Here is a 26,575-nt window from a genome sequence, read left to right as displayed (position 1 = left end):
TACCAAAAGTCTCCGAACCTGCTGCTCATGCGCTGAGAGTATGTACAGATATATCGTGACCAAGCGTGTGCACAATGAGAAGGGGATGTCGACAAAGGGGGAAGCGCGATGAAATATCGCAGTGTTTTTGACATTATTGGTCCAATCATGGTGGGGCCATCCAGCTCGCATACAGCGGGAGCGGCGAAGATTGGACGATTGGCCCGCAGTATTTTCGGCAGACCGCCGAAGCGGGTTCACATTTCCCTATACGGTTCATTCGCTGAAACTTATCGGGGGCATGCAACAGATGTAGCGATTGTTGCTGGTGTACTCGATTATGATACGAATGATGCAAGACTGCCGGATTCGTTGAAATATGCGGAAGAAGCAAGCATAGAAGTCATCATTACACCAGAAGATGCCGTGCCGGAGCACCCGAATACCGCTAAGATTCGGATGTCTGATGAGCATGATGAGATGGAGGTAGTCGGCATCTCGATTGGCGGTGGGAAGGTAGAAATTACGGAGCTGGACGGTTTCAAATTGAAGCTGTCGGGCCAGTGTCCTGCGATTCTCGTCATGAACCATGATCGGTATGGAGTCATTGCAGGTGTCACTAATATTTTGAGCGGGGAGCAGGTCAATATCGGGCATATGGAAGTAAGCCGCAAGGAGAAGGGCAAGATGGCGCTCATGGTCATAGAGACAGATGAGGCGATTGCAGAATCTATCCTGCAGCAGATTCGAGAACTTCCTGGAGTAAATCGTGTGCTTCGAATGGAAGACTAAAGCTTATCGTAAGGAAGGAGGGTAAATTATGTTTCGCAATGTGGCGGAATTAATCGCAATAACTGAAGAACGGCAGTGCAAAATCGCCGATGTGATGATTGAGCAGGAAATGGAAGTGCGCCAATGCTCGCGCGAAAAGGTGATTGAGCAAATGATGCGCAACTTGGATGTGATGGAGCAGGCTGTAGAGCGTGGTCTCGCTGGTGTTCGTTCCCATTCCGGGCTTACGGGAGGAGATGCAGTGAAGCTGCAGCAGTATATCCAATCCGGCAAGTCTCTCTGTGGAGATACATTACTGGATGCTGTTAGTAAAGCAGTGGCAACGAATGAAGTTAATGCCGCGATGGGGCTTATTTGTGCAACACCGACTGCAGGTTCAGCGGGGGTTGTTCCAGGGACGTTATTTGCCTTAAAGGATAAGCTCAATCCTTCTCGTGAACAGATGGTAGAATACTTGTTCACATCTGGGGCATTCGGTCTCGTTGTCGCGAACAATGCATCGATCAGCGGTGCGGCAGGCGGCTGTCAGGCTGAGGTTGGTTCTGCAGCTGGCATGGCTGCGGCGGCGATTGCCGAACTGGCCGGAGGAACTCCTAGCCAATCGGCGCATGCGATGGCAATCGCGCTGAAGAATATGCTCGGGCTTGTCTGCGATCCAGTAGCCGGGCTTGTAGAAGTGCCATGCGTAAAGCGCAATGCTATGGGAGCTGCGATCGCGATGGTTGCAGCAGATATGGCGTTGGCGGGGGTTGAAAGTGTAATCCCTTGCGATGAGGTCATCGAAGCGATGTTCCGCATTGGGCAGACGATGCCGTCCACGATGAGGGAAACAGCACGCGGAGGACTGGCTGTTACCCCTACAGGAGAACGGTTGAAGCGACAGATTTTTGGCGAAGAGTCTAAATAAGCAAGCATAAATGATAGACACAGTATTGCTGCCGCGCTTAGCGGCAGGAAAGAAACTGAAAGATGGAACGAGTATCAACGGCCATAGATCGCACATACGATTCGGTAAGGAGGTGCGCCCATGCGGGAACGTCAGCCAGATGCGGCATCGTTGACCGAGCAGCGCAAGACAGAACATATTCGAATATGCCTTGAACAGCCAGTGAGCGGAGTAGGAATAACGACAGGGCTGGAGAGATATCGTTTCATCCATCAGGCACTGCCCGAAGTTGACTTTCGGGAGATCGAGCTCAGAACGGAATGGCTTGGCAAGGAGGTTCGTACGCCGCTGCTCATCAGCTCGATGACGGGAGGAAGCAGCCATGCGGCGCCAATCAATCGCAGACTAGCTGCAGTTGCGGAAGCTCGGGGCTGGGCAATGGGGGTTGGCTCTGTACGAGCGGCGGTAGAGAATCCCGAGGTCGTGAGCACGTTCCGAATCCGCGACCTCGCACCGACGATACCGTTATACTCCAATATCGGTGCCGTTCAGCTTAATGTGGGTATGGGGGTTGAGCAGTGCCGCCGTGCGGTGGAGCTCGTCGAGGCGGACGGGCTTATTTTGCATTTGAATGCGATGCAAGAGGTGTTCCAGCCTGAGGGGGATGTCAATTTCTCTGGTCTGCTTCGCCGTATCGAGCAGCTATGCCATGAGTTGGACGTACCAGTCGGCGTGAAAGAAGTCGGTTGGGGCATTGCGCCGGATACAGCGAAGCAGTTAGCAGATGTCGGGGTTGCCTTCATAGACGTTGCAGGTGCAGGCGGAACGTCATGGAGTCAGGTTGAGAAGCAGCGAGCCCGCAATGTGGTCATGCAGCGCGCCGCAGAAGCCTTCGCGGATTGGGGGATTCCGACAGCAGACAGCCTGCAGCAGGTGCACAAGGTGCTGCCGAATCAACCGATTATCGCCAGCGGTGGATTACATACGGGGGTTGATGCGGCGAAATCGATTGCGCTTGGCGCTCAATTGGCGGGCTTCGGACGGTCGTTGCTAGCTGCAGCAGCGGATTCCGAGGAAGCGGTGGACGAAGTGCTTGCTCAAGTAGAGGCTGAGCTGCGCATTACGATGTTCGGCATCGGGGCGCGAACAATCGATGAATTGCGGCAGACGGATCGTTTGGTTCGCAAGCCGTAATCATCTCATTGAATCACTACCGGATCGGCATAAATCGGGATAAACAGAATAAAATCGTTATATCTATTGCTTTTATAGTTAAAAGATATGGTTTCTCCCTGAAATCTCTAGTTTTCGATAGAAAAGGCTAGAAAAACTCGGTTTTGGAAAATAAAACCTGTATCCATACTATGGAAAATACTTTATATTATGATTGGAATCACAATCTAACGTTCGGATTTAATAAATCGTGATGAGGCCACCTCTCGAACGGGCGAGCGTCGATACCTATTTGAGTGAGAAGGAAGGGTTGCATAAGGATGAAGCAATCAATTTTCGACTTTAACACCAAAACGGTAGTCGCCATCGGCATCGGGGCAGCACTGTACGGCTTGCTAAGCACAGTCACAATTCCAGTAGTGCCGCAGACGGGATTACGCCCGGCTATTGCCATTCTGACCATTTTCGGGGCCATGTTTGGACCGATTGTTGGATTTTTGAGTGGAGCCATTGGGCATATCATTACTGATTTGACTTGGGGCGGCGGTACAATCTGGTGGACATGGGTGCTTGGATCTGCCATTTCGGGCTTCGGCATGGGGATTGTCTACTTGAACTCATCGTTCAACATCAAGGAAGGGCGCTCCTCGAAGGGAAGCATCGCATCCTTGGCGATTATCGGGTCACTCGCATTGGCTGTAGGCTTTGGCGTGTCCAGCCTATTGGACGTGTATTTATTCGGAGAGCCGGCAGATAAAATGTGGGTGCAGTTCACGGCTTCTACGCTGGCGAATATCGGCGTTCACTTGGTGCTCGGATTGCTAGCTGTGCTGGCGTTGCTTCAAATGAACCGTCACAACTCGAATTTGCGAGTGCAAAAATAATGCAAAGCCCAAGATTGAAGACAGGAGCTATTGATTCAATGAAAGAACCGCTTATCTCGTTTCGAGATTTTAGCTTTCAATACCGCAGCTTGTCTGAGCCGACATTGCGTAATGTGAACCTGGACATTTATCCGGGAGAAAAAATACTAATTGCCGGCCCTAGCGGCTGCGGCAAATCGACATTGGCCCATTGCATGAATGGGCTAATTCCTTTTACGTATAGTGGGACAATAACCGGAGATTATACACTCAAGGGGAAGCGCCCTACTGAGCTTAGTATTTTTGAGATTAGCCGCAGTGTGGGGACGATCCTGCAAGATCAAGACGGCCAGTTCATTGGCTTGTCTGTCGGGGAGGACGTAGCATTCGCCTTTGAAAATGATTGCATGAAAACTTCTGATATGAAGCCCAAGGTGTCCAAAGCACTAGATGTTGTGGACATGCTACCCTATATCGATCATAGTCCGCATGAGCTGTCAGGTGGGCAAAAGCAGCGCGTATCGCTAGCTGGCGTCCTGTCGATGGATGCGGATATTTTGCTGTTCGATGAGCCGCTTGCGAATCTGGATCCGGCCAGTGGCAAGCAAGCGATCGAGCTAATGGAGCAAATTCATCAGGAAACGAATAAAACAATCATCATCATCGAGCATCGGGTCGAGGATGTGCTGGAACAGCATGTTGATCGCATTATCTTGATGTCAGAGGGGCGTATTGTGAAGATTGGAACGCCTGATGAGATACTAGCTTCCTCAATCATGAATGAGCATGGGTTAAGGGAGCCCTTATACGTCTCTGCGTTGAAATATGCCGGATATGAATGCAAGCCAGAGGACAAGCCCTCTTCCCTTATGGCGATAAGCGCCAATACAGAGGCGAAGGAGCGCCTGTCCGCTTGGGTAGGTACGGCCAGTGAGGCTTCACGCAGTGGAGAGCGGCCTGTCATGCTGGAAATGGACAATGTGCGTTTCTCCTACGACGGAGAACGAGAAGTCATTCGGGGCGTCTCGCTGACGATTGGAGCTGGCGAGCGGGTTGCGCTGCTCGGGAACAACGGTGCGGGCAAATCGACATTGTCTCATTTGTTAACGGGGATAGCTGCGCCTACGACTGGCACAATCAAGCTGAATGGGGAAGATATCCGATCGTGGTCGATACGGCGTCGAGGCGGGCATATCGGATATGTGATGCAAAATCCAAACCATATGATTACACAGCCGATGATCCGTGAAGAAGTGGCTTTCGGACTCCGCATGCGCGGCATGAAGGAAAATGAGGTTATGGAGCGTGTGGAGGAGACGCTGCGTATATGCGGCCTGTATGGATATCGGGAATGGCCGATATCTGCGCTTAGCTATGGGCAAAAGAAGCGGGTAACTATTGCGTCGATATTGGCGATGAAGCCGCAGCTGATGATCTTGGACGAGCCAACGGCAGGTCAGGATTATAAGCATTATACGGAATTCATGAGCTTTATTTCAGAGCTCGCAGACAGCGGCATGTCGTTCCTGTTCATTACCCATGACATGCATTTGGCTTTAGAGTATACGGAGCGTGCAGCAGTTCTATGCAATGGAGAACTGATTGCTGTTGGGGATACGGCGCATGTATTGACCCACATGGAGGCCATTGCGCGCGCCAATGTGAAAGAAACTTCTCTAAGCACACTTGCGCGTATGACCGGGGTGGGCGAGCCAGAAGTGCTCGTACGCAAATTCATCGATCATGAGAAGCAGGTGAAGCGACATGAGTAAGTCTGGCATGCTCTATATTGAACGAGATACGCTGTTCCATCGTATGGACGGAGCAGCGAAGATGCTCGTGTTGGCTGTGTGGACAGTGATCGTATTTTTATTTCAAGATTTGCGTATTTTCGTACCCTTGTTTGGAATTGGACTTGTCCTATTAATTAATGCGCAGCTGCCGTGGAAGCGAATTCGGCTGCTTGTCTGGCTCATGATCTTATTTAATATATTTAATTCCTTATTCAGCTTGGTAATAACACCGGCTTATGGCAGCAAGGTAACAGGCACGACAACCGTGCTGCTGGACTTGGGGTATAATGTTTTGACGCTTGAAACGTTGATTTATGTATTTACGTTATCCATGAAGTACATGTCTCTTATGCCGATAACCGTACTATTCATCTATACGACTCATCCGACACGATTGGCCAGCAGTTTGAATCGGATTGGTGTTCCGTATAAGATTGCCTACGCGTTCAGCATTGCGTTCCGCTATATTCCAGATCTGCAGGCGGAATTCCGTCATATATCGAATGCGATGCAGGCACGTGGACTTGGATTTGGCAAAGGTGAGGGTACAATCATACAGCGGCTCAAGCACTTTGTATCGATTACGACACCGCTTGTCCTATCTTCCTTGCAACGTATTGAGACGATATCAAATGCGATGGATTTGCGTGGCTTCGGAAAGCATTCGAAGCGAACATGGTTCTCCGCTACAGAGTGGCAGCGTGAGGATTATATTGTAGTCTTCGTTAGTGTATTGGTGCTTGTAGCCGCTATTGTATGGCGGATGCAGGGGTTTGGGACGTTTTGGTATCCATTTTAAATAAGCTATGAATACATGAAAATGAAATAGACACCCTCTTGGGTATTTAGGATAGATATCATGCATGAAGATGCGTGCTATCTACTTGAGTACCTGGGAGGGTGTTTTTTTATTGCTGCTGGCAGCTGGAAATCTATCATTAACGAAATCTTTATATGGAATTAACACTCTCTTGCTAGAGCAAGGTTAAGGTATGAAAGGGTGGTGTGAGACATACCATCTGAATAAGGACGATATTGGAAAAGGGGAGAATACGGAATATGCAAATGCGCGCGAAGTGGATGCTGCTTCTGTTTATGTGCTTTACGCTGCTGGTCGGCTGCGGCCAGTCTGGAACAGCAGGAGAAACACGGACGCCTCAAAAAGGAACGGCGCAGGAGGGGACGGCAACAGCTCCGACTGATCATGCATCTTCGAATAAGGATGAGAATGTTGAATTAACATTCTATTATCCAATCGCAGTTGGCGGGCCACTGACCAAGGTGGTTGAGGAGATGACGAAGAAGTTCACAGAGAAGCACCCGAACATTACCGTGAAACCCGTATATACAGGAAGCTATGCTGATACGACAACAAAAATTCAAGCAGGCATTCAAGCGAAGCAACCGCCGGACGTAGCGGTGATGCTGTCTACTGAACTGTTCAGTATGCTGGATACGAATGCAATTATTCCGCTTAATGATTTCATTGCGAAGGAAGGCAAGGGCTTTCTTGATGATTTTTATCCAGCATTCCTGGCGAACTCACAAGTGGAAGGCAAGACGTACAGCATCCCTTTCCAACGCAGTACTATCGTTCTTTATTACAACAAGGATGCTTTTAAGGAAGCCGGTCTGAACCCGGATCAGCCGCCGAAAACATGGGCCGAGCTTACAGAGTATGCAACAAAGCTGAAAAAAGACGGTCGCCAAGGTATTGAGGTACCGGGTTCCGGCTTCGCCTATTGGATGTTCCAACTGTTCTCTTTGCAGAACATGGCAGATTCAAAAGGAAACCTCATGTCCCAAGACGGAAAAAAAGTCTTCTTCGATACACCACAGAACGTGGAAGCACTTCAATACTGGCAAGACCTGTCCAAGAAACATAAGGTTATGCCGGAGGGCATAGTGGAATGGGCAACGGTTCCTACAGACTTCTTAGAGCAAAAGACAGCTATGATGATTCATACGACAGGCAACCTGACAAATGTAAAAAATAATGCCAAGTTCGACTTCGGTGTTGCTTTCCTGCCAATGAACAAACAATACGGTTCTCCAACAGGCGGCGGGAACTTATATATCTTTAAGGACATCGATCCGAAGAAACAAGCAGCGGCATGGGAATTCATTAAGTTCATGACAGAGCCGGAGCAAGCGGCGCAATGGAGCATCGATACGGGTTATGTTGGGGTTCGCAAGTCGGCTTATGATACGGATGTCATGAAGAAGTACGCTGCCGAATTCCCGCAGGCAGTTGTTGCACGCGATCAATTGGAGCATGCCTATGCGGAATTGTCTACGCACAATAACGGCAAAGTATCCAAGGCGTTGACGGATCAGGTTCAGGCGGTGCTGACGGGGACGACAGATCCAGCATCCGCTCTGAAGAAGGCACAGGAAGAAGCAGATCGCGCATTGAAGCCGTTCAATAAGTAATACACGCGCAAGCTGCAATTGTATGCCTTACGAGTGTACTGTATCGGCAGGGCTTATGTCCTGCCGATTTATAGATTTATGCATCATGAGTTTACGTTAATTTATTTGAGAAGGAGGTCAGGAGGATGACCGCCAAATGGAAAGAACGCCTATCACGCAATGCATTGGCTTGGGGGCTACTGCTCCCATCGCTGTTGTTCCTTATGCTCTTTACCTATTATCCGATGCTGAAGACAGCCTGGCTCAGCTTATATCAATCCGACCTGGCTACACCGGTGCCGATCTTTGTGGGACTTGATAACTTTACTGCATTGTTTCAAGATCCCGTATTCCAAAAAGTATTCAGCAATAATATCTGGTTCGCTATCGGCACGGTGCCTACTTCCATGGCGCTCGCATTCATCATGGCTCTTTTCGCTGATAAGGCAATTGCGGGACGTTCCTTCTCCCGCGTGGCATTCTTCTATCCGAATATGATTCCAATGATCGCGGTAGCGAACATTTGGCTGTTTATATATACACCTCAATATGGTCTGCTGGCGCAGCTTGCGAAGTGGGTCGGACAGACGACGGAAATGAATGTGCTCGGTCAGCCTGATACAGTCATGTGGGCAATGATTGTGATGATGATCTGGAAGGAAGCCGGATACTTCATGATTTTCTACTTGGCTGGATTACAGAATATTCCGAAGGATTTGTATGAATCGGCTTCTGTAGACGGTATTGGCACGTGGAAGGTGACCACACGGATTACGATTCCGCTTACGATGCCGACCACGTTGTTCGTGGCAGTCGTTGCTTTAACAAATGCGTTCAAGCTTGTGGATCATCTGTGGATTATGACAAAGGGCGGGCCGGACAATGCTAGCAGCCTACTTCTGTACCATATCTATGACACGGCATTCAGCTTCTACGATCAGGGCATGGCCGCGACCATGACTGTAATTATGATCGCCCTGCTGCTTGTGCTGTCATCCTTACAATTTTTCGGTTGGGATCGCAAGATCCATTATCAATAAAGGAGGCGCCTGATGGAAAATTCAGTTGGAACACACGCTGCCCGTAGGCTGCCTATATCGGATCGAGCCTTGAAAATTGAAAAGATGAAGCGCCGAATGAAGCAATGGCTGTGGCATGCGATTATGCTTGTGGTCAGCATCGTATGGCTTGTGCCGCTCATATGGATGTTATGGACGGCTTTCCGTCCCAAGGATGCAGGTATGAATTCTTTCTGGTCATGGGACTGGACACTTGCTAACTTTGCCAAGGTATGGGAAGGGGCTCCATTTGCCCAATATTACTTGAACACCTTCACCATTGCAGGCGGTGTGCTGCTTGTACAGCTTCTCAGCCTAACGCTGGCTGCCTATGCATTCGCACGGATTCGCTTTTTCGGGAAGGATGCCGTGTTTATGCTGTTCTTGGTACAGTTGATGGTACCAGCAGATGTCCTTATCTTCTCTAACTATCATGTATTAAAAGAATTTGGCTTGCTGGATACGAAGCTGGGCATTATGCTGCCTTACTTCGCCTCTGCGTTCGGAATATTCCTGCTGCGCCAGACGTTCAAGCAGCTGCCGCTTGAGCTGGAGGAAGCAGCGATGGTGGAAGGCTGCTCTCGCTTGGGTATTTTGTGGCGTATCTTCGTACCTTTGTCAGCCCCTGTATATATCTCATTCGCGGTCGTGTCGGTCAGCTACCAGTGGAACAACTTCCTTTGGCCGCTTATCGTTACGAACTCTGTAGAAAATCGACCGCTTACTGTCGGACTTGCGATGTTCGCCCAATCGTTCGAGACGGGTGCGCAATGGGCGGAGGTAAGCGCAGCGACTTTGCTTGTCGTAGGGCCGCTTATTATCGGATTTTTATTGTTTCAGCGCAAATTTATTAGCAGCTTTATGCACTCGGGAATTAAGTAAGGTACTTTTTAATCTAAGCTGTGAATTGATACGATGTTCAAAGGCGTTCTTTTGCACTTTTTATACAGTGCAGAGAGCGCCTTTTTTCGTTCAAATCATACGGTGAGGATCTCTGTTCATGTTAGCAGATTGAAGAATTGAGAAATATTACATTCGATTCGGAGCGCATTATTGAATAAAATGGAGTTTATCTCAGTCCTTGGGGCACCCTAGTAAATACAGCAGGAAAGAAGGAGTGGCATACGTTAGATGTCAAAAAAACATTCTCAGAAGGTTCCTCAAAAGGTAAATAAGTCAGAGCAATTCAGCTCAGCAGGATTCATATTGGCTGCTATCGGTAGCTCAGTTGGACTCGGCAACATGTGGAAGTTCCCTTACGTTACCGGGCAAAATGGCGGCGGGGCATTCTTCCTGCTATTCATCGCCTGTCTCTTGATCGTGGGCCTGCCCGTTCTTTTGGGGGAGTTAGCTGTTGGACGTGGCGGACGCGGTGATGCCGTTTCAGCCTTTACCACATTATCAGGAAAAAGAGGGTGGGGAGTGCTTGGCTTCATCGCCGTATTGGCAGCATTCCTGATAATGACGTATTACAGCACCATTGCTGGATGGACGCTTCAGTATGCAATGGAGTCGGTAACTGGAGTGCTGTTCCAAAGCAATGATTATGCAGAGCACTTCAAGAGCTTTACGGGAGGAACCATGCCGATCATTTGGCAGATCGTCGTGCTGGCCTTGAGTGGATTCGTTATTGCTCGTGGAATATCTGGAGGCATCGAGAAATTTAACAAGATTGTTATACCGGGCCTGCTCATCATTCTATTAATTATGATGGTGCGAACGTTAACGCTGGATGGCGCTGCAGAAGGGATCTCTTACTTCCTGAAACCGGACTTTTCACAGTTGACCTTCCATTCGGCACTGATGGCATTGGGACTTGCTTTCTTCTCCTTGTCGCTTGGCATGGGAGCCATGCTGACATATGGCGCTTATGTGGACAAGCATCAATCGCTGCCGCTCGCCACTGCCGCAGTCGGGGCGGGCGACCTGGTGTACGCGCTGATTGCAGGATTAATTATTTTTCCTACGATATTTACATTTGGAATTGAGCCGGATTCAGGGCCAGGGCTTGTATTCGTTGCTTTGCCTGCAGCGTTTGCCTCGATGCCTTACGGTTCCTTGTTTGGCGGCTTATTCTTCTTGCTGCTTGCGATTGCGGCTGTGACATCGTGCTTGGCTTTGACCGAAGTGCCAGTTGCCTATATTATGCGTCGATACAATCTTGGACGCGGCAAGGCAACCACCTACGTGATTGCTGCAATGTATGTCATTGGACTTCCATGTACGCTGTCAGCTGGAGGCGTATGGGAAGAGGCGATGCTGGGAGGCCGCAACTTCTTCCAGTGGATCGATTTCCTCACTTCTAATGTGATGCTGCCGCTCGGGGGCTTGTTCGTGACACTGCTGGTTGGCTACGCATGGAAGCAATCAGGCGAGGAAACGGGCCTTTCACCTGCGTGGAGAAGTGTTTGGATGTTCACAATGCGCATTATCGCTCCCGTGCTCATTATTTTGATTTTCTTGTCGTCGATCGGCTTAGTGTAACAGTATTACTTTTGATCAATGCGGGAATTTTGCTCGTTACTTAAAAGAAGGCTTATGTGCCGAACAACGCCCCAGATGGCTCGCTGTGCCTTCTGGGGCGTTGTCTTTTAATGCCTATTCATCTAATGGGGGAGAATGTCATGCTATATATTCATTCACCAATCAGTGATGATTTGAAACACTTATGAATATGCTGTCTTACATACACTTGTATGTAAGGTTCGTTTGTCGCTTCTGTGTTCATTTTTCGACATTTTTCGATAAATCCGTTCCAAAGTTGACATCTGGTGCTATAATGGAAATTAAAACCACGGGGCCCCTATGTCAGGCGGCTTATGGAGGCGTAGAGAATATGGGCATGGCCAATGGGGCAGGATTGGTATATGCATTCGGCTCAGAAGACAATGTGCCGGAATTGCTCTGTGTCATGGAGAACGGATCGATGGAGCAGTCGGCGGAGGCAGCTCAAGCCTTATTCGAGGAGCTGTGCTTGGAGAATGGCGTTCATGCGGAAGTTTGTGCGTTGATTGAGCCGCTTCTGGATATTTTGACGGTTCGTTATAAGTCGGTTGCGAAGGCATCCATATTGAATGGGATTGCGCAGGTGCTGCGCTCGGTAATGGACAACCATCTTCCGTTTGGAGTAACGCCATACCACTATCGTCATGCTGGTGATTGCGAGTCAAGAGAGATTGCCTATCAGGTAAAGCAACACTGGATCCAGATGCTTCGCCAACGGTATGAAGATTGGACGTCTCTGGTAAAAGAAGATGAGATGGCTGCAGTCCAGGCGGTTTATGTCCTGCATTTGCTGCAATGGACGGATGAAGCTGTTGAAAATACGCTCCAGGAAGCTGCTCTTCACGGAAGTACAGCGCGTGTGCGTCTTAATGGTTTGCTCGCGTTGGCAGACTATCGGCGTCGTATCGGTAAGCCATTCAACCCCTCCATTGCGTTTGGACAGCATCAAGACGATGAGCTTCATGAAGCAATTCGCGCCGTATGCATTGCTGTAACAGCTCCTGAGTCAATCGGACATCTGGAGATGAGCAGACTTATTTCCGGGTGTACACTGCCGCGACTTGATCGTATTCAATTCCCTTGGGCAGATGGGGCTATAGCGGCGGTATGTGCGCAAGCAGCTTGTCTCTCATTGAGTGCGGGTGCTACGCTGGATGAACGTGCTGCTTTTTGGAAGGAAGCGCTGGAGAAGACGATATCGGCTCATCAGCGGCGCTCACGTCAGGTGGTGTGGGAGATTGGCGAGTCCACTGTGCAGTGGGATGAGGAATGGCTGCAATGGAATTGGAACAGCCCGATGCTGGTTGCAGATGGAATGCTGTACTCATTGTTCCAGACATCAGAACAGGGGACAGCCATTATGCAGAAGCAGGAAGATGGAACGATGTCGATCCATCCTGCAGCTGCTCGTGTGATCAAAATATGCTTGCAAAATCAAGTTGAAATGCCAAACGCAGAACGTTATGGAGCGGGAATGACGATTCGTTCTCTTTATCGATTCGTCACATAAGCAACCATAGAAGAATGCTTGCCGGGCTAGCTTGCTTCCGTATAACATCGTATTGGTTGCAAGGCAATTGGGCGCCTAATCTATTGAATAGGGAATGGGATCATTGAACTGGCAAGACGGAACTAGTCCGTCTTTTTCTTTTTTTCTGAGAAAGGTGTCACTGATTTGGCGTCTTCAATTGTATCGTTGACGAAGGCCATATCTTGATTTTTCGCTTTCATTGCTGTTGTTCCCTTATAATTGCCGCGATGTGACTTGTTCTCCATGTAAATGTCCCTCACTTTGCTTATAATCATTACTTCCAGTTGGATGTTGGATAAGGTTACAACAGTAGTATGTTCGGTGGATAGTCTCCTTATCCGAGAAGGAAAGGGGAGAAAGGGAACCATTCTGCCTCTTGAAGTGAGCAAATGTTGACAATACGGAAAAAATCTAGTCGATGACTAGGTTTTTTTTGCGTTGTTGGTTATAATGGTTAAGGAATTTTTGCATTTTTTTATTGCGAGTGAAGTTGTGCAGTATGTTCAATTGATAGATCAAGGGTAAGTACGAAGGTGATATTCGAAACAATGGTTATTCAAATATATGTTCTAAGGGAGTTGTACTTATAAATGGCATTAAAAGCTGGTATTGTTGGGTTGCCTAACGTCGGCAAATCGACGTTGTTCAATGCGATTACGCAAGCGGGGGCAGAGTCGGCGAACTATCCGTTCTGTACGATTGATCCTAACGTTGGTGTGGTTGAGGTTCCAGATGAGCGTTTAGTGAAGTTGACAGAGCTGGTTGTTCCGAACCGTACAGTTCCAACGGCATTTGAATTCGTTGATATTGCTGGATTGGTTCGCGGTGCGAGCAAGGGGGAAGGACTTGGGAACAAGTTCTTGGCCCACATTCGTGAAGTAGATGCGATCGTACACGTGGTCCGCTGCTTTGAGGATGAGAATATTACACACGTTGACGGGAAAGTAGATCCAGTTAGCGATATTCAAACGATTAATTTAGAGCTAGTTCTAGCTGATTTGGAATCGGTTGAGAAGCGTCTTGACCGTACGAAGAAGAACATGAAGAGCGGCGACAAGAAATATGCGGCAGAGGCAGCAGTATTGGAACGCCTTAAAGAGGCTTTGTACGATGATAAGCCTGCTCGCAGTTTGGAACTGAGTGATGAAGAGAAGGTACTCGTTCGCGATATGCACTTGCTCACGATGAAGCCGGTCTTGTACGCGGCCAACGTAAGCGAAGATGGTGTGAAGGATGCGGACAGCAATCCGTATGTCCAGCAGGTACGCGACTTTGCCGCAGCTGAAAATGCGGAGGTAGTGCCAATTAGCGCGAAGGTAGAAGCTGAGATTGCTGAACTTGAAGGTGAAGACAAGGAAATGTTCCTTGAGGAGCTTGGGTTGGATGAATCCGGCTTGAATCGCTTGATTAAGGCTGCGTATCGCTTGCTTGGACTGTACACTTACTTTACAGCAGGTGTTCAGGAAGTGCGTGCATGGACGATTCGCAAAGGCATGAAGGCGCCACAAGCGGCAGGTGTTATTCACTCCGACTTCGAGCGTGGATTTATCCGTGCAGAAGTTGTATCCTATGATGATCTGGTTGCTGGCGGCTCGATGAATGCGGTGAAGGAGCAAGGCAAGCTAAGATTGGAAGGCAAGGAGTACGTTGTTCAAGACGGAGACGTTATGCATTTCCGTTTCAACGTGTAGGATTCCTGCACGAATGGACGTGAAGATCATTTGCCCAGCTCAAAGCAGGGCGAAGCATAAAAATGGTTGCGCGATGAGCGCGATCATCCCTACGAGAAAGCACGAACTGCGATTGCGCAAATCAAGGTTCATGAATATACGTGAATATACGTGGTAGTATTGAATCAGAGAAGAGAGGTGAGCGTGTATGATGTTGGATAGACTGCAATCCCTTGCGGATCGTTATGAGAAGCTGAGTGAGCTGCTGTGTGACCCGGATGTGGCGAATGACCCGAAGAAGCTTCGCGAATATTCGAAGGAGCAATCCGATCTACAGCCAGCTTATGAAGCATTTATGGAATATAAAAATGTCCTTAGCGAGCTTGATGCTGCGAAAACGATGATGCAAGAGAAACTTGACGATGAAATGCGCGAAATGGTGAAGATGGAAATCGAGGAGCTAAGCGCGCGTCAAACAGAGCTTGAGGAGCGAATTCGCATTTTGCTGCTGCCGAAGGATCCGAATGACGACAAGAACGTTATCGTGGAAATTCGCGGGGCGGCAGGCGGTGATGAAGCAGCGCTCTTCGCTTCTGATTTGTACCGCATGTACACGCGCTATGCGGATTCGCAGGGCTGGCGCACAGAGCTGATGGAAGCCAATATTAGCGACTTGGGCGGATTCAAGGAGGTTATCTTCTCCGTATCCGGTAAGGGAGCTTATAGCAAGCTGAAGTATGAGAGCGGCGCCCATCGTGTTCAGCGTATTCCGGCAACCGAGTCTGGCGGACGTATTCATACTTCTACTTCTACGGTAGCTGTAATGCCAGAGGTAGATGAAGTGGAAGTTGAAATTTTCGATAAAGATATTCGTGTCGATACTTTCTGTTCCTCTGGTGCTGGCGGTCAGTCCGTCAACACGACGAAGTCGGCAGTGCGTGTAACGCATATTCCGACGGGAATCATGGCTACGTGTCAGGATGGCAAGTCTCAGAACGATAATAAGGCGAAGGCATTGCAGGTGTTGCGTGCCCGCATCTATGAAATTAAGCGTCAAGAGGAAGAAGCCAAGTATGCTGGCGAGCGTAAGAGCAAGGTAGGGACAGGAGATCGCAGTGAACGGATTCGGACGTATAACTATCCGCAAAGCCGTGTAACGGATCACCGCATCGGCTTAACTCTTCATAAGCTCGATCAAATTATGAACGGTGATGTGGAAGAGCTTATCCAAGCGCTTACGCTGACAGAACAAGCGGAGCTGCTGGAGAGGGAGAATCAAGCATGAGTGAGTCTTGCGAACGAAATGGGGAGCGTGTTCAGCTGAACAATGCGGCGAACAACGCTTCATATCGCCTCGCATGGCCGGCAACGATAAGAGAAGCCTGGGTGCAGGCTTCTTCTTTTTTAGCGGAAAATGGGGTCGATGATGCTGGTCATCATGCCGAGCTTCTGCTTCGTCATGTACTGGGCATGGAGCGCACGGCTTATTTGGTTGCACTAACGGAACAGCTGCCTGAAGACGCAGTTTCTGTATTCGAAGAGGCAATATCGCGTCGGTCAACGGGCGAGCCGACCCAATATATTATGGGGGAGGCCTATTTCTATGGGCTGTCGTTTGAAGTGACATCGGATGTGCTTATCCCACGTCCAGAGACTGAGCTTCTCGTTGAAGCTGTGCTTGCTGAGGCTGATCGACTGTGGCCGTTAGAAGCACAGCTTCGTGTTGTGGATATCGGCACAGGCAGCGGCGCAATTGCCTGTGCACTTGCACATGAACGGCCTCATTGGCGCGTAAGTGCAGGGGATATCTCGCCAGCGGCGCTTGCGGTTGCGAAGAGCAACGCAGAGCGGTTAGGTGTTGCGGAGCGCATGTTGTGGCATCAAGGGGATTTGTTGAATCCGTTCGCTGGATGCGAAATGGACATCCTAGTGTCCAATCCGCCTTACATTCCAGCGGATGATATTGCGGGACTTATGCGTGAGGTTCGTGACTATGAGCCGCATACGGCGCTTGATGGCGGTGCGGATGGACTTGACCCGTATCGTCGTCTTGTTGGAATGCTGACTACGCTTAGCAAGGCGCCTCGTCTAATTGGGTTCGAGGTAGGCCAAGGACAAGCGAGAGATGTAGCTGCCCTGCTTGCACATGCAGGTTATAATGAGAAGCTGATCATTGTACCTGATCTGGCTGGCATCGAGCGTCATGTAATTGGAATTCGGACTATGGAGTAGTGAGTGGGGGATGCATGCGTAGTCAGCCATAGATCTGGTTAGCAATTTGGATTGTACCCTCAAGAAGAGAAAATCCGTTAGAGCTGTTCTATCTTGCAGAGAGAATCTGTCTGTGATAGGGCGGCCTTTTTTTATTTTCGGAGGGAAGAACGGAACAAATCTATATATCTATCAAAAAATGTATCTTTGCTAGGTTTAAGGATCCTGCTCACGGACATACTGATAGACAAGAGGCGCGCCCAACCTCACAAGGAGCAGGATGAACATGAATGTACGCGTGTTCGTACTCGGTCTCGCGATTGCTGTATTGGCAACGGGAGCTTTGATGCGTTGGGATAATGGCCGTGCGGCGGCTGTTGATGGTGGAAATGAAACAATTCAAAAGCAAATGATAGAGAAACAGGATCATATCCCCGAGGATGCGATTCGGCTGCGTATATTGGCGAACTCGGATTCGGACAATGATCAACGCGTGAAGCGCACAGTTCGTGATCGGATCGTGGAGCAAATGAATGGCTGGCTGAAGACGGAGGAAAAGCCATCTACTCGTGAGGAAGCCCGCAAGCTCATTGCTGCCCATATCGATGATCTGAAGCAGACGGCAGAACGAGTGCTGGGCGAAGAAGGGCTGGCATACGGAGCCAAGGTGAAGCTTGGTGAAGTATCATTCCCGGCAAAGTGGTATGGTGGCGAGGTATATCCTGCTGGCCTGTATGAAGCACTGCTCGTTACTCTTGGAGAGGGAAGCGGACAAAATTGGTGGTGTGTTTTGTTCCCGCCGCTTTGCTTCGTTGATGGAAATACAGCTCAGGCCCAAGTGAATAAAAGGAACTCTGATGAGACTGCCTCAACCAAGGGTGGAGAGAAAGACAAGTCTTCATCATCTTCGGTTGGGGAATCGGTTACGGTTGATGCTAAGAATTCCACAGGCGCACAATCTCAATCCACTGGTGAAACGGGCGGGACAGAAGTTAAATTCTTTCTATGGGAAGCACTGGAGTCATTATTTCATTTCATAGGCTCCATATTCGGCGCAATTTTCGGATGATAAATGGTTGTTTGACAAGCGATTAGAGAAGTGGGGAGAAATACGGACGGTCTTTTGGATGCCGCTCTTCTGGACGTGTCGGCGCCATTATGGTACAACTAAAGAATAATGAATACAGTTCTATGTGGAAAATAGAAAAGATCGAATAGATGCGAATACGCTTGAATACGTGTGAAATCTTAAATTACGAAGATGCCGAAGCTCCTTTGGCATCTTTCTTGCGTTGCTCCCCGTCGGCCATATCGAGCAAGATGGGAGAGGGAGAGTGATGCTTTACTTTATATGAGGTAAGGAATGTACGCGATGAATATTCGACATGAACGGGAAAAGAATCGAAGAGCAGCTACCTCGGAAAAAGGTTGCGCTCATCAACTGCATACGAAGTGGTGGTTGATATCAGATGATATGCCGCTCGAACAGCAAGAAGGAATAACAGATGGTGCGGCCATACTAGCTGCTGGAGGTACTGTTGCCTTTCCGACGGAAACGGTATATGGGCTAGGGGCAGATGCCCGCGATACGAAGGCTGTAGAATGTATATTTACTGCAAAGGGGCGTCCGTCTGACAATCCGTTAATCGTTCATATTGCAGACCTGTCACAGCTTGAGGAACTGGTTCTGCCATACAGTGATACCGCAGCGCGCCTTATGGATCAATTTTGGCCGGGGCCACTTACGATTGTGCTGCCTGTACGGCCTGGAGCAGTATCACCCCGTGTGACTGCGGGACTGGATACGGTAGGTGTACGGATGCCCGGCCATGATACGGCATTGGCCCTTATTCGGGCTTCTGGATGCCCGGTGGCTGCTCCAAGCGCCAATCGCTCAGGACGCCCAAGTCCGACTCGAGCAGAGCATGTGCACGAGGATTTGGATGGACGTATCGACGCAATTGTCGATGGCGGGGCTACAGGTGTAGGAGTAGAGTCGACCGTGGTTGAATTAATCGGCAGCCGTGTACATGTACTCCGTCCAGGTGGGATTACAACGGCGATGCTGCAGGAGGTTGCGTCAGAAGTAACCATTGATCCAGCTGTCGATCCTAACGGAGGAATGATCAAGTCGAAGGTTCCGCAATCCCCAGCATCTGCTCAAGCAGATGAAGAGTCGCGGAGAACGTCTTTGTTGAATCAGAATACGAGTTCTGCCAAAGCTAGAGCAGATTTGAGTCATGATAAGACGCTTGTTTCTCAAGATACAGCGAAGCATAAACCTCAGGCGAATGCTGATCAAATGAATGCACCGCGTTCACCTGGTATGAAATATACTCATTACGCGCCCAAAGGGCAGCTGCAAATTGTGCAGGGTACTTCTGAGGAGCGGGTTATCGACTGTATTCAACGCAAGCTTGATGAAGCAAAGCAGCGTGGAGAGACGACGGGGGTGCTCGCCTTCAAGGAGCATGCGGCGCAGTATCGGGCTGATGTTGTCGCATCGATCGGCAGTGTTCATGCCTTGGAAGAGGCAGCTTCTCTGTTGTATGACGCGCTGCGGCATTTCGATGAAGCAGGTGCGACTTATATGCTGGCAGAAGCTTGCAGCACAGAAGGTATCGGTCTTGCAGTGATGAACCGCATGATGAAGGCGGCGGGTCATCGGGTCATGTGGTGTGAATAGGTGTATGCCTAGTATTTCTGATGTCTGAATTGCAGGTTAGGAGGAACAAGGTTTCTCTTGCTTGATATTTCCATAATGTTTGGTAATGAAGCTTGATTGTGCAGCAGGCTATAAGCGATTTCGTACAACTAGCTGCTAGGCATGAATCTCTCCTTGTCCGCATACGCTGGAACAGACGCTATGGGACGAGGAGTGGGGGCGATGTGGGATACGGCAGCGCCAATCGGCCAATGGATCACTATTTTTTTGATGGCGGCAGCTTTAGGCTCAGATGCCTTTTCACTATGTCTAGGCATTGGTATGAGAGGGGTTCGCCGGAGAGATGCGGTTCGCATTAGCGGGGTTATCGCATTGTTCCATGTATTAATGCCGCTGGCTGGTGTCGCTACAGGCATGTATATGAGCATGCTGCTTGGTGAAGTGACGACTTGGGCGGCGGGAGGTCTCCTGATTATGCTGGGCGGACACATGATTTATAGCTCGCTGAAAGGCGAATCCTCACAAATGATAAATACATCGACAGTATGGGGAATGCTGCTGTTTGCACTTAGTGTTAGTGTAGATTCCTTCTCTGTTGGCATTTCGTTAGGTATGTTCGGATCTGATTTGTTCATGACGATAGTAGCCTTCGGTTTATTCGGTGGGGCGATGTCCATTATAGGTCTGCTGCTGGGCCACCATGCTGGGAAACAATTTGGTGAGTATGGGGAGGCTGCAGGCGGAGCAGTTCTGTTGACATTTGGCATTCTGTTTTTGCTTCCCTTTTAGCGGGTAGAAAATATAGCAAGAGGCAGGAATGAGAATGATGGAGATGCACGACCCTATAGATAGGTCTTAAAGGGAGGGGTGTTGGGTGATACGCATTTTATTTGTATGTACAGGCAACACATGCCGGAGTCCCATTGCAGAAGCGATGCTGAAGCATATGGCGGAGGAACGAGGCTTGGAAATGCATGTTCAGTCAGCGGGTGTTGCCGCATGGGACGGTACGCCAATGTCACAGCACGCTGCTGCTGTGCTGGAGGAACAGGATATTGGCAATCACCATGAGTTCCGTTCCGCTGTATTGGACGAAAAACGCGTGCAGTGGGCAGATTTAATATTGACATTGACGACGAGCCATAAGCGCCATGTCCTTCAGCAGTTCCCAAGTGCGCACAACAAGACATTCGCTTTGAAGGAGTATGTGAGTGATCCGGAACAAGATCAGGAACAATATCAACAGCTTCAATCCTTGGCCGCGGATATCCAGTTAAAGCTTGCTATGGGACAAGCTCCTACCGAGGAGGAGCTTGTGCAGCTTGCTGAGCTGCAGAGCCGTGTGCCGACTATGGATGTAGCCGATCCTTATGGCGGTTCTTTGGAGCAGTACCGAATAACAGCGGCAGAAATTCAAGCTGCCCTTGCAAGATTGCTGGACAAGCTACAATGATGTGCAGATAGAAGGTCAGGCAAGGATGAAGGTATGCATAGCAGATAGACAAGGAACGGATGCTGCAGGAAAATAACGGTTGCAATCGGTTGTGACATCCATTATGATCGAACTAGATATAGCAGATCCGATGTAACTGGCGACGGAAGTGGGGAACCACGGTGGAGCATCGGAGAATACGGCCGGTCGCCTGGGCAGAAGAGCAGTGTGCGGAAGAACAGCCGTGCTATGCTCTTTTTTTCAATGATGGAGACATGTTACACTGGAGGCAGCGTGCAAATGGCTCGTCCAAGCTGCGGGAAATTCGTTATAATAAACCTGTAGCATACCGAGCATGGTAACATGGACGGAAGTTACATTTGTAGACAACGGATGGAGGGTACGACGATGAAAATTGCCATTGGTGCAGACCATGCTGGCGTACGACTGAAGGAAGGAATTGTTCGAGTCATAAAGGAACTGGGTCATGAAGTCGTTGATGTAGGGTGCGATTGCACAACATCAGTAGATTATCCGGATTATGCGGTACCGGTTGCGGAAATGGTTGCTTCAGGCGAGGCAGATCGCGGCGTGCTCATATGCGGTACTGGAATTGGCATGTCCATCGCAGCAAATAAGGTTCCAGGCGTCCGCTGCGCGCTTGTTCATGATTTATTCTCAGCCAAGGCAACAAGAGAGCATAATGATACGAATGTGCTTGCTATGGGTGAGCGCGTTATTGGGCCCGGATTGGCTGAAGAGATTGTACGCGTATGGCTGGGTACGGAATTCAGTCAAGGGGAACGCCATATTGGACGTCTTCGCAAAGTTGCAGACGTAGAACATAAATATCACCCGCAAGCGTAATGGGTGGAGGTGAATGGGCAGTATGATTGAGATCGAGAAGAACGAACATCAAGGCCCGGCAACGTCATTCTTGAAAATGGAGCAGGTTCGCGAGCAAGCGGAAGCTGCTGCACATGCTCTCGTTCGGGAGGCAGGGCTGAAGCCAGGTCAGATCGTCGTGATTGGCTGCAGTACGAGTGAGGTAGCAGGCGCGCGCATTGGGACATCTGGTGCGTCGGATACCGCTCAGGCGATATTTGCCGGACTCAGTGTACTCCGATCAAGCTATGGCCTCGAGGTTGCTATTCAATGCTGTGAACATTTGAACCGTGCGCTTGTTGTTGAGCGTCGTACGCTGGAGAGATTCGGGTTGCTGGAAGTGTCTGCGGTGCCTGTGCGGAAAGCGGGGGGCTCAATGGCGGCGTATGCTTACCGTCATTTGCCGGATGCATGTTTGGCAGAGGAACTAGAGGCTCATGCCGGCATCGATATCGGCGAGACCTTGATCGGCATGCATTTGAGACGAGTGGCTGTACCCTTGCGGACAGAGGTTCGTTATATCGGCAAGGCCCGAGTCAATATGGCGAAGACGCGGCCGAAGCTTATAGGCGGCGAACGTGCTGTATACCAGCTTCCAGCAGAAGAAGGATTGTCTTCTTGTGAATAGTCGCAGAACTGCTTAGTAGCTTGCTTGCTAGGTGTGGCGGCGAATTGGGGAACTCGTCGCTTTATGTTGAATCACGGTTACGATTGAACCTTAACGCAGATGCGTTTGTCATACATTGCAATAAGGGAATTAAAATGTGGGAGGGCTATGCCAATGGTAGATCATTTACGACAAGCAGATCCTGAAGTGTTGATGGCAATGGACTTGGAGTTGCAGCGTCAGCGCAACAATATCGAACTGATTGCTTCTGAAAATATCGTCAGTGAGGCGGTTATGGAAGCGATGGGAACGGTTCTGACGAACAAATATGCGGAAGGCTATCCAGGCAAACGTTACTATGGCGGCTGTGAGCATGTCGATATTTTGGAAGACATCGCGCGCAATCGTGCGAAGGAGCTGTTTGGTGCTGAACACGTCAACGTACAGCCTCACTCTGGTGCGCAGGCGAACATGGCTGTGTATTTGGCAGCGTTGAAGCCTGGGGACACTGTGCTTGGCATGGACTTGGCGCATGGCGGACATTTAACTCATGGAAGCCCCGTGAACGCATCAGGCTTGTTGTACAACTTCGTGGCATACGGTGTAGAAGAAGACACTTTCCGCATCGATTATGATAAAGTACGCAAAGCTGCTTTCAAGCATCGTCCAAAGATGATCGTGGCTGGCGCGAGCGCTTATCCACGCATCATTGATTTTGAAGCACTTGGCCAAATCGCTAACGATGTAGGCGCTCTGTTCATGGTAGATATGGCGCATATTGCTGGTTTGGTTGCAGCAGGACTTCATCCAAGTCCAGTGCCTCATGCCCATTTCGTTACGACGACAACGCACAAAACATTGCGCGGTCCGCGTGGTGGTATGATCATGTGCCGTCAAGCCTGGGCTCAAGCGATCGATAAGGCTGTATTCCCAGGTACGCAAGGCGGCCCTCTCATGCACGTTATTGCCTCCAAGGCTGTTGCCCTTGGCGAAGCATTGCAGCCGTCCTTTAAGCAGTATGCAGAGCAAGTGATCAAGAACGCACAGGTATTGGCATCTACGTTGGTTGAAGAAGGTTTGACGATTGTATCTGGCGGTACAGACAACCATCTGATGCTGATTGATACGCGCAATATCAATATCACAGGCAAGGATGCGGAGAAGGTGCTGGATTCTGTAGGCATTACCGTCAACAAGAATGCAATACCATTCGACCCGACTAGCCCGTTCATTACAAGCGGCATTCGTATCGGAACACCAGCCGCAACGTCCAGAGGCATGGATGAAGCAGCAATGCGTGTCATCGGCCAAGTCATTGCCATGACATTGAAGCAGCCTCAAGATGAAGCTGTATTGAGCAAGGCGCGTGGAATGGTCAGCGATTTGACAGCTCAATTCCCGCTGTACTCAACTTTGAAATACTAAGACTCGTGGTTAATGGGCCTTTTCTTTGATCATAAGAAGGACGGAGCAGGTAATCTCTCGTTGTAGATGACCTGCTCTTTTTTTGTAGGTGTAGAATGGGGGAGAAGCTCAGGCGCTTACGATACATTATTCGGGCCATGGATCGAGGAACTTCAGGGCGGATAATCGACAATTTCCAATGTTCGGCGGGATGAACATGTATAAGCAGACCCCAACATGCTTAGAAATAGTACAGTGTGCTCTTTTGTGCCGAGTTCGTCGGAAATGTGAAAAATACCTCAAAAGTGCCCGCAATACGTGCAGGGATAAGCGCGGAATGTTATAATAAAGCCTGTTTAGCGTTGATGAAGCCGGAGATGCTAGAGCGACACGGCTGTTGAAAGCAGGAATATCAGTTCAATTCATCACGTATGAGATCGACAGCAACGAGAGAGTAAAAGGCGGAGGGACACGAAATATGGGTAAATTGGTCATTTGCGATCATCCTTTGATTCAACACAAATTGACATTGATTCGAGACAAGAAGACAACAACGAAAGACTTCCGCGAGCTCGTGGACGAAGTAGCAACCTTGATGGCGTACGAGATTACTCGTGAATTGCCTTTGCAAACAGTGACAGTGGAAACGCCTGTTGCAGAAACAGAGAGCAAAATGATCGCTGGACGCATGCTGGGCTTGATTCCAATACTGCGTGCAGGGCTTGGAATGGTAGAAGGCGTTGTTAAGCTGATTCCAGGTGCGAAAATTGGGCACGTAGGGCTGTTCCGTGATCCTGAGACACTTCAACCCGTTGAATACTATACGAAGCTTCCTACCGATGTAACAGAACGTCAACTGATTGTCATTGATCCAATGCTTGCTACAGGCGGTTCCGCGATTGCGGCTATCGATGTATTGAAGAAGCGCAGCTGCTCGCAAATTAAATTGATGTGCTTGATTGCAGCGCCGGAAGGTGTGAAGGCCGTTCAGGAAGCACATCCTGACATCGACATTTATCTGGCAGCATTGGACGAGCGTCTGGACGATCACGGCTATATTGTTCCAGGATTGGGCGATGCCGGCGACCGTTTGTTCGGCACGAAGTAGAAGAATTCGCTTTTGATCACGAAGGAATTCAAGAGGCAATTCGGCATCGAATCTTGCATTCACTCTCGAAGAGCTTATGCTTACGAAGTATGTTTCCTGCGGGAACATTTTAGCTGCTCATGTAGTCTTTGTCTGCACTCTGCTGCTCCTTACAAGTTTTGCTCGGCAAAACTCGCTTCGGAAGCTCGGCTTCGAGTTCTTGCAACCTTCTCGGTGCTGAAAAGTATCTTTTTGAAGTCAAAAAAATGATTTTAGAGCAAACAATGTATTGACTATTATGCAAGAAGAAAGACGGAGGATAAGACTATGTCCAAAGTGAAAGTAATGACGGTGTTCGGTGTACGTCCAGAAGCAATCAAGATGGCGCCGCTCATTTTGGAATTACAGAAGCATCCGGAACACATCGAATCCATCGTATGCGTCACGGCCCAACATCGTCAGATGTTGGACCAGGTGCTCGATGTGTTCAATATTAAACCAGATTATGATCTGGATATTATGCAGGCTCGCCAGACGCTAAATGATATTTCTGTGCGTGTCCTTCAGGGACTGGAGCCTGTTTTGCAAGAAGCGAAGCCAGATATTGTACTTGTACATGGTGACACATTGACGACGTTCCTTGCCAGCTACGCGGCATTCATGCAGCAGATTAAGGTAGGGCACGTGGAGGCGGGACTTCGTACATGGAACAAGCTTTCTCCGTTTCCAGAAGAAATGAACCGTCAATTGACAGGCGTTTTGGCTGATTTGCACTTTGCGCCTACCGATTGGTCGGCTAGCAATTTGCGTAAAGAAAATAAGCAAGATGCATCGATATTTGTCACAGGCAACACGGTTACAGATGTGTTTCAATATACAGTACGATCCGATTACAAGCATGAGGTGCTCGATTGGGCGCAAGGCAAGCGGCTTGTATTGATGACTGCACATCGCCGCGAATCACAGGGAGAGCCGCACCGTAACATTTTCCGTGCCGTTCGCCGCATTGCGGACGAATTCGAAGATATTGCGATCGTATATCCGGTTCATCCAAGTCCGGCTGTACGTGAACCGGCTCATGAGATGCTGGGAGATCATCCGCGCATTAAGCTGATTGACCCGCTTGACGTGGTAGACCTTCACAATTTCTATCCACACACGCACCTCATCCTTACCGATTCAGGCGGTCTTCAGGAGGAAGCGCCGTCATTTGGCATACCTGTGCTCGTCCTCCGCGAAACTACCGAACGACCGGAAGGAATCGACGCAGGCACGCTGGAATTGGTCGGCACGGATGAGGAGAAAGTATATGCGCGAGCGAAGGCGCTCCTGTCGGATGAAACGACGTATGCACGGATGAGCAAGGCTGCAAATCCATACGGCGATGGCAAAGCGTCGCAGCGGATCGTCAGTGCGATTCTTCACAGTTTTGGAGTTCTGGAAGAACGTCCTGAACCTTTTCACACAAAGTTCACAAATTGATAGATGGCACTCTTCTATGAGGGAAGGCACCAGCATACAGTGATACTGTACGGTTTACGCGGATTTTCGGAGCTTTGAAAGCGAATGTGTATCGTTTTCATCCTTGTTGTTACGCGGTTTTTATCAATTGACAAAGACTC

At 49.3% G+C, this 26,575-nt stretch carries 24 protein-coding genes and 1 riboswitch; of the genes, 23 read left to right on the top strand and 1 reads right to left on the bottom strand.

The genetic code is table 11. The features are described 5' to 3' along the window. Nucleotides 1-108: 108 nt before the first annotated feature. From sdaAB to NO352_RS20225, 11 genes are all read left to right on the top strand, one after another. Nucleotides 109-771, top strand: coding sequence for an L-serine ammonia-lyase, iron-sulfur-dependent subunit beta (gene sdaAB / locus NO352_RS20275; protein WP_005544894.1), 663 nt, complete (start codon nucleotides 109-111; stop codon nucleotides 769-771). Nucleotides 772-799: 28 nt separating this feature from the next. Beyond that, nucleotides 800-1,678: an L-serine ammonia-lyase, iron-sulfur-dependent, subunit alpha gene (gene sdaAA, locus NO352_RS20270; protein ID WP_005544892.1), complete on the top strand. Its 879-nt coding sequence runs from the start codon at nucleotides 800-802 to the stop codon at nucleotides 1,676-1,678. A 120-nt stretch (nucleotides 1,679-1,798) separates the two neighbouring features. Continuing rightward, a complete protein-coding gene (gene fni / locus NO352_RS20265) occupies nucleotides 1,799-2,851 on the top strand; it encodes a type 2 isopentenyl-diphosphate Delta-isomerase (protein ID WP_289356641.1) in 1,053 nt (350 codons plus the stop codon). Between the two features lie 299 nt (nucleotides 2,852-3,150). After that, nucleotides 3,151-3,714, top strand: a complete 564-nt coding sequence (locus NO352_RS20260; protein ID WP_005544889.1) for an ECF-type riboflavin transporter substrate-binding protein — start codon at nucleotides 3,151-3,153, stop codon at nucleotides 3,712-3,714. Nucleotides 3,715-3,752: 38 nt separating this feature from the next. After that, complete coding sequence (locus tag NO352_RS20255) at nucleotides 3,753-5,465, top strand: ABC transporter ATP-binding protein (RefSeq protein ID WP_289356640.1); 1,713 nt, start codon at nucleotides 3,753-3,755, stop codon at nucleotides 5,463-5,465. After that, entirely contained in the window at nucleotides 5,458-6,285 is an 828-nt protein-coding gene (locus NO352_RS20250; RefSeq protein ID WP_005544886.1) for an energy-coupling factor transporter transmembrane component T family protein, read from the top strand. Before NO352_RS20255 ends, NO352_RS20250 begins: the two co-directional genes overlap by 8 nt. Before the next feature lie 260 nt (nucleotides 6,286-6,545). Next, a complete protein-coding gene (locus NO352_RS20245; RefSeq protein ID WP_289356639.1) occupies nucleotides 6,546-7,919 on the top strand; it encodes an ABC transporter substrate-binding protein in 1,374 nt (457 codons plus the stop codon). Nucleotides 7,920-8,044: 125 nt separating this feature from the next. Beyond that, nucleotides 8,045-8,938 carry a carbohydrate ABC transporter permease gene (locus NO352_RS20240; protein WP_289356638.1) on the top strand — a complete coding sequence of 298 codons (894 nt, stop codon included), beginning with the start codon at nucleotides 8,045-8,047 and terminating at the stop codon, nucleotides 8,936-8,938. A gap of 84 nt (nucleotides 8,939-9,022) precedes the next feature. Then, the gene (locus NO352_RS20235; protein ID WP_193372989.1) at nucleotides 9,023-9,838 is read left to right on the top strand and encodes a carbohydrate ABC transporter permease; all 816 of its coding nucleotides are present in this window, start codon (nucleotides 9,023-9,025) and stop codon (nucleotides 9,836-9,838) included. A gap of 249 nt (nucleotides 9,839-10,087) precedes the next feature. Beyond that, the gene (locus NO352_RS20230) at nucleotides 10,088-11,440 is read left to right on the top strand and encodes a sodium-dependent transporter (protein ID WP_005544875.1); all 1,353 of its coding nucleotides are present in this window, start codon (nucleotides 10,088-10,090) and stop codon (nucleotides 11,438-11,440) included. Between the two features lie 352 nt (nucleotides 11,441-11,792). Continuing rightward, a complete protein-coding gene (locus NO352_RS20225; RefSeq protein ID WP_289356637.1) occupies nucleotides 11,793-12,971 on the top strand; it encodes a hypothetical protein in 1,179 nt (392 codons plus the stop codon). A 122-nt stretch (nucleotides 12,972-13,093) separates the two neighbouring features. Here the strand turns inward: NO352_RS20225 and NO352_RS20220 are convergent, their stop codons facing one another. After that, entirely contained in the window at nucleotides 13,094-13,237 is a 144-nt protein-coding gene (locus NO352_RS20220; protein ID WP_262866488.1) for a hypothetical protein, read from the bottom strand. Between the two features lie 345 nt (nucleotides 13,238-13,582). On the opposite strand from NO352_RS20220, the gene ychF reads away from it, so the two are divergent. The 12 genes from ychF (at nucleotide 13,583) to wecB (ending at nucleotide 26,435) form a co-directional block, all read left to right on the top strand. Then, the gene (ychF, locus tag NO352_RS20215) at nucleotides 13,583-14,683 is read left to right on the top strand and encodes a redox-regulated ATPase YchF (RefSeq protein WP_005544868.1); all 1,101 of its coding nucleotides are present in this window, start codon (nucleotides 13,583-13,585) and stop codon (nucleotides 14,681-14,683) included. Between the two features lie 190 nt (nucleotides 14,684-14,873). After that, nucleotides 14,874-15,947, top strand: a complete 1,074-nt coding sequence (gene prfA / locus NO352_RS20210) for a peptide chain release factor 1 (RefSeq protein ID WP_040735690.1) — start codon at nucleotides 14,874-14,876, stop codon at nucleotides 15,945-15,947. Then, the gene (gene prmC, locus NO352_RS20205; RefSeq protein ID WP_268599083.1) at nucleotides 15,944-16,894 is read left to right on the top strand and encodes a peptide chain release factor N(5)-glutamine methyltransferase; all 951 of its coding nucleotides are present in this window, start codon (nucleotides 15,944-15,946) and stop codon (nucleotides 16,892-16,894) included. The genes prfA and prmC overlap by 4 nt, the downstream gene beginning before the upstream one ends. Nucleotides 16,895-17,159: 265 nt before the next feature. Continuing rightward, entirely contained in the window at nucleotides 17,160-17,942 is a 783-nt protein-coding gene (gene spoIIR / locus NO352_RS20200; RefSeq protein ID WP_289356636.1) for a stage II sporulation protein R, read from the top strand. A 294-nt stretch (nucleotides 17,943-18,236) separates the two neighbouring features. Further along, nucleotides 18,237-19,559: an L-threonylcarbamoyladenylate synthase gene (locus NO352_RS20195; protein ID WP_289356635.1), complete on the top strand. Its 1,323-nt coding sequence runs from the start codon at nucleotides 18,237-18,239 to the stop codon at nucleotides 19,557-19,559. 201 nt (nucleotides 19,560-19,760) lie between these two features. Then, nucleotides 19,761-20,327: a manganese efflux pump MntP gene (locus tag NO352_RS20190; RefSeq protein ID WP_005544858.1), complete on the top strand. Its 567-nt coding sequence runs from the start codon at nucleotides 19,761-19,763 to the stop codon at nucleotides 20,325-20,327. Nucleotides 20,328-20,412: 85 nt separating this feature from the next. Then, a complete protein-coding gene (locus NO352_RS20185) occupies nucleotides 20,413-20,991 on the top strand; it encodes a low molecular weight protein arginine phosphatase (RefSeq protein ID WP_268599085.1) in 579 nt (192 codons plus the stop codon). Nucleotides 20,992-21,113: 122 nt separating this feature from the next. Then, nucleotides 21,114-21,194: riboswitch (ZMP/ZTP riboswitch) on the top strand. 184 nt (nucleotides 21,195-21,378) lie between these two features. After that, nucleotides 21,379-21,837 (top strand): ribose 5-phosphate isomerase B, encoded by a 459-nt coding sequence (gene rpiB / locus NO352_RS20180; protein ID WP_005544851.1) that lies wholly within the window; start codon nucleotides 21,379-21,381, stop codon nucleotides 21,835-21,837. Between the two features lie 22 nt (nucleotides 21,838-21,859). Beyond that, nucleotides 21,860-22,483 carry a TIGR01440 family protein gene (locus NO352_RS20175; RefSeq protein WP_005544849.1) on the top strand — a complete coding sequence of 208 codons (624 nt, stop codon included), beginning with the start codon at nucleotides 21,860-21,862 and terminating at the stop codon, nucleotides 22,481-22,483. Nucleotides 22,484-22,636: 153 nt separating this feature from the next. Further along, on the top strand, nucleotides 22,637-23,887 hold the full coding sequence (locus NO352_RS20170) for a serine hydroxymethyltransferase (protein ID WP_289356634.1): 1,251 nt from the start codon (nucleotides 22,637-22,639) through the stop codon (nucleotides 23,885-23,887). Between the two features lie 457 nt (nucleotides 23,888-24,344). Further along, nucleotides 24,345-24,974 carry a uracil phosphoribosyltransferase gene (upp, locus tag NO352_RS20165; protein ID WP_021258913.1) on the top strand — a complete coding sequence of 210 codons (630 nt, stop codon included), beginning with the start codon at nucleotides 24,345-24,347 and terminating at the stop codon, nucleotides 24,972-24,974. A gap of 306 nt (nucleotides 24,975-25,280) precedes the next feature. Next, nucleotides 25,281-26,435, top strand: coding sequence for a non-hydrolyzing UDP-N-acetylglucosamine 2-epimerase (gene wecB / locus NO352_RS20160; RefSeq protein WP_005544844.1), 1,155 nt, complete (start codon nucleotides 25,281-25,283; stop codon nucleotides 26,433-26,435). Nucleotides 26,436-26,575 lie beyond the last annotated feature (140 nt).

This window comes from Paenibacillus sp. S-12, from assembly GCF_030363895.1.
Classification (GTDB): domain Bacteria; phylum Bacillota; class Bacilli; order Paenibacillales; family Paenibacillaceae; genus Paenibacillus_B; species Paenibacillus_B alvei.
This window is presented reverse-complemented; position numbering and strand designations above follow the sequence as displayed.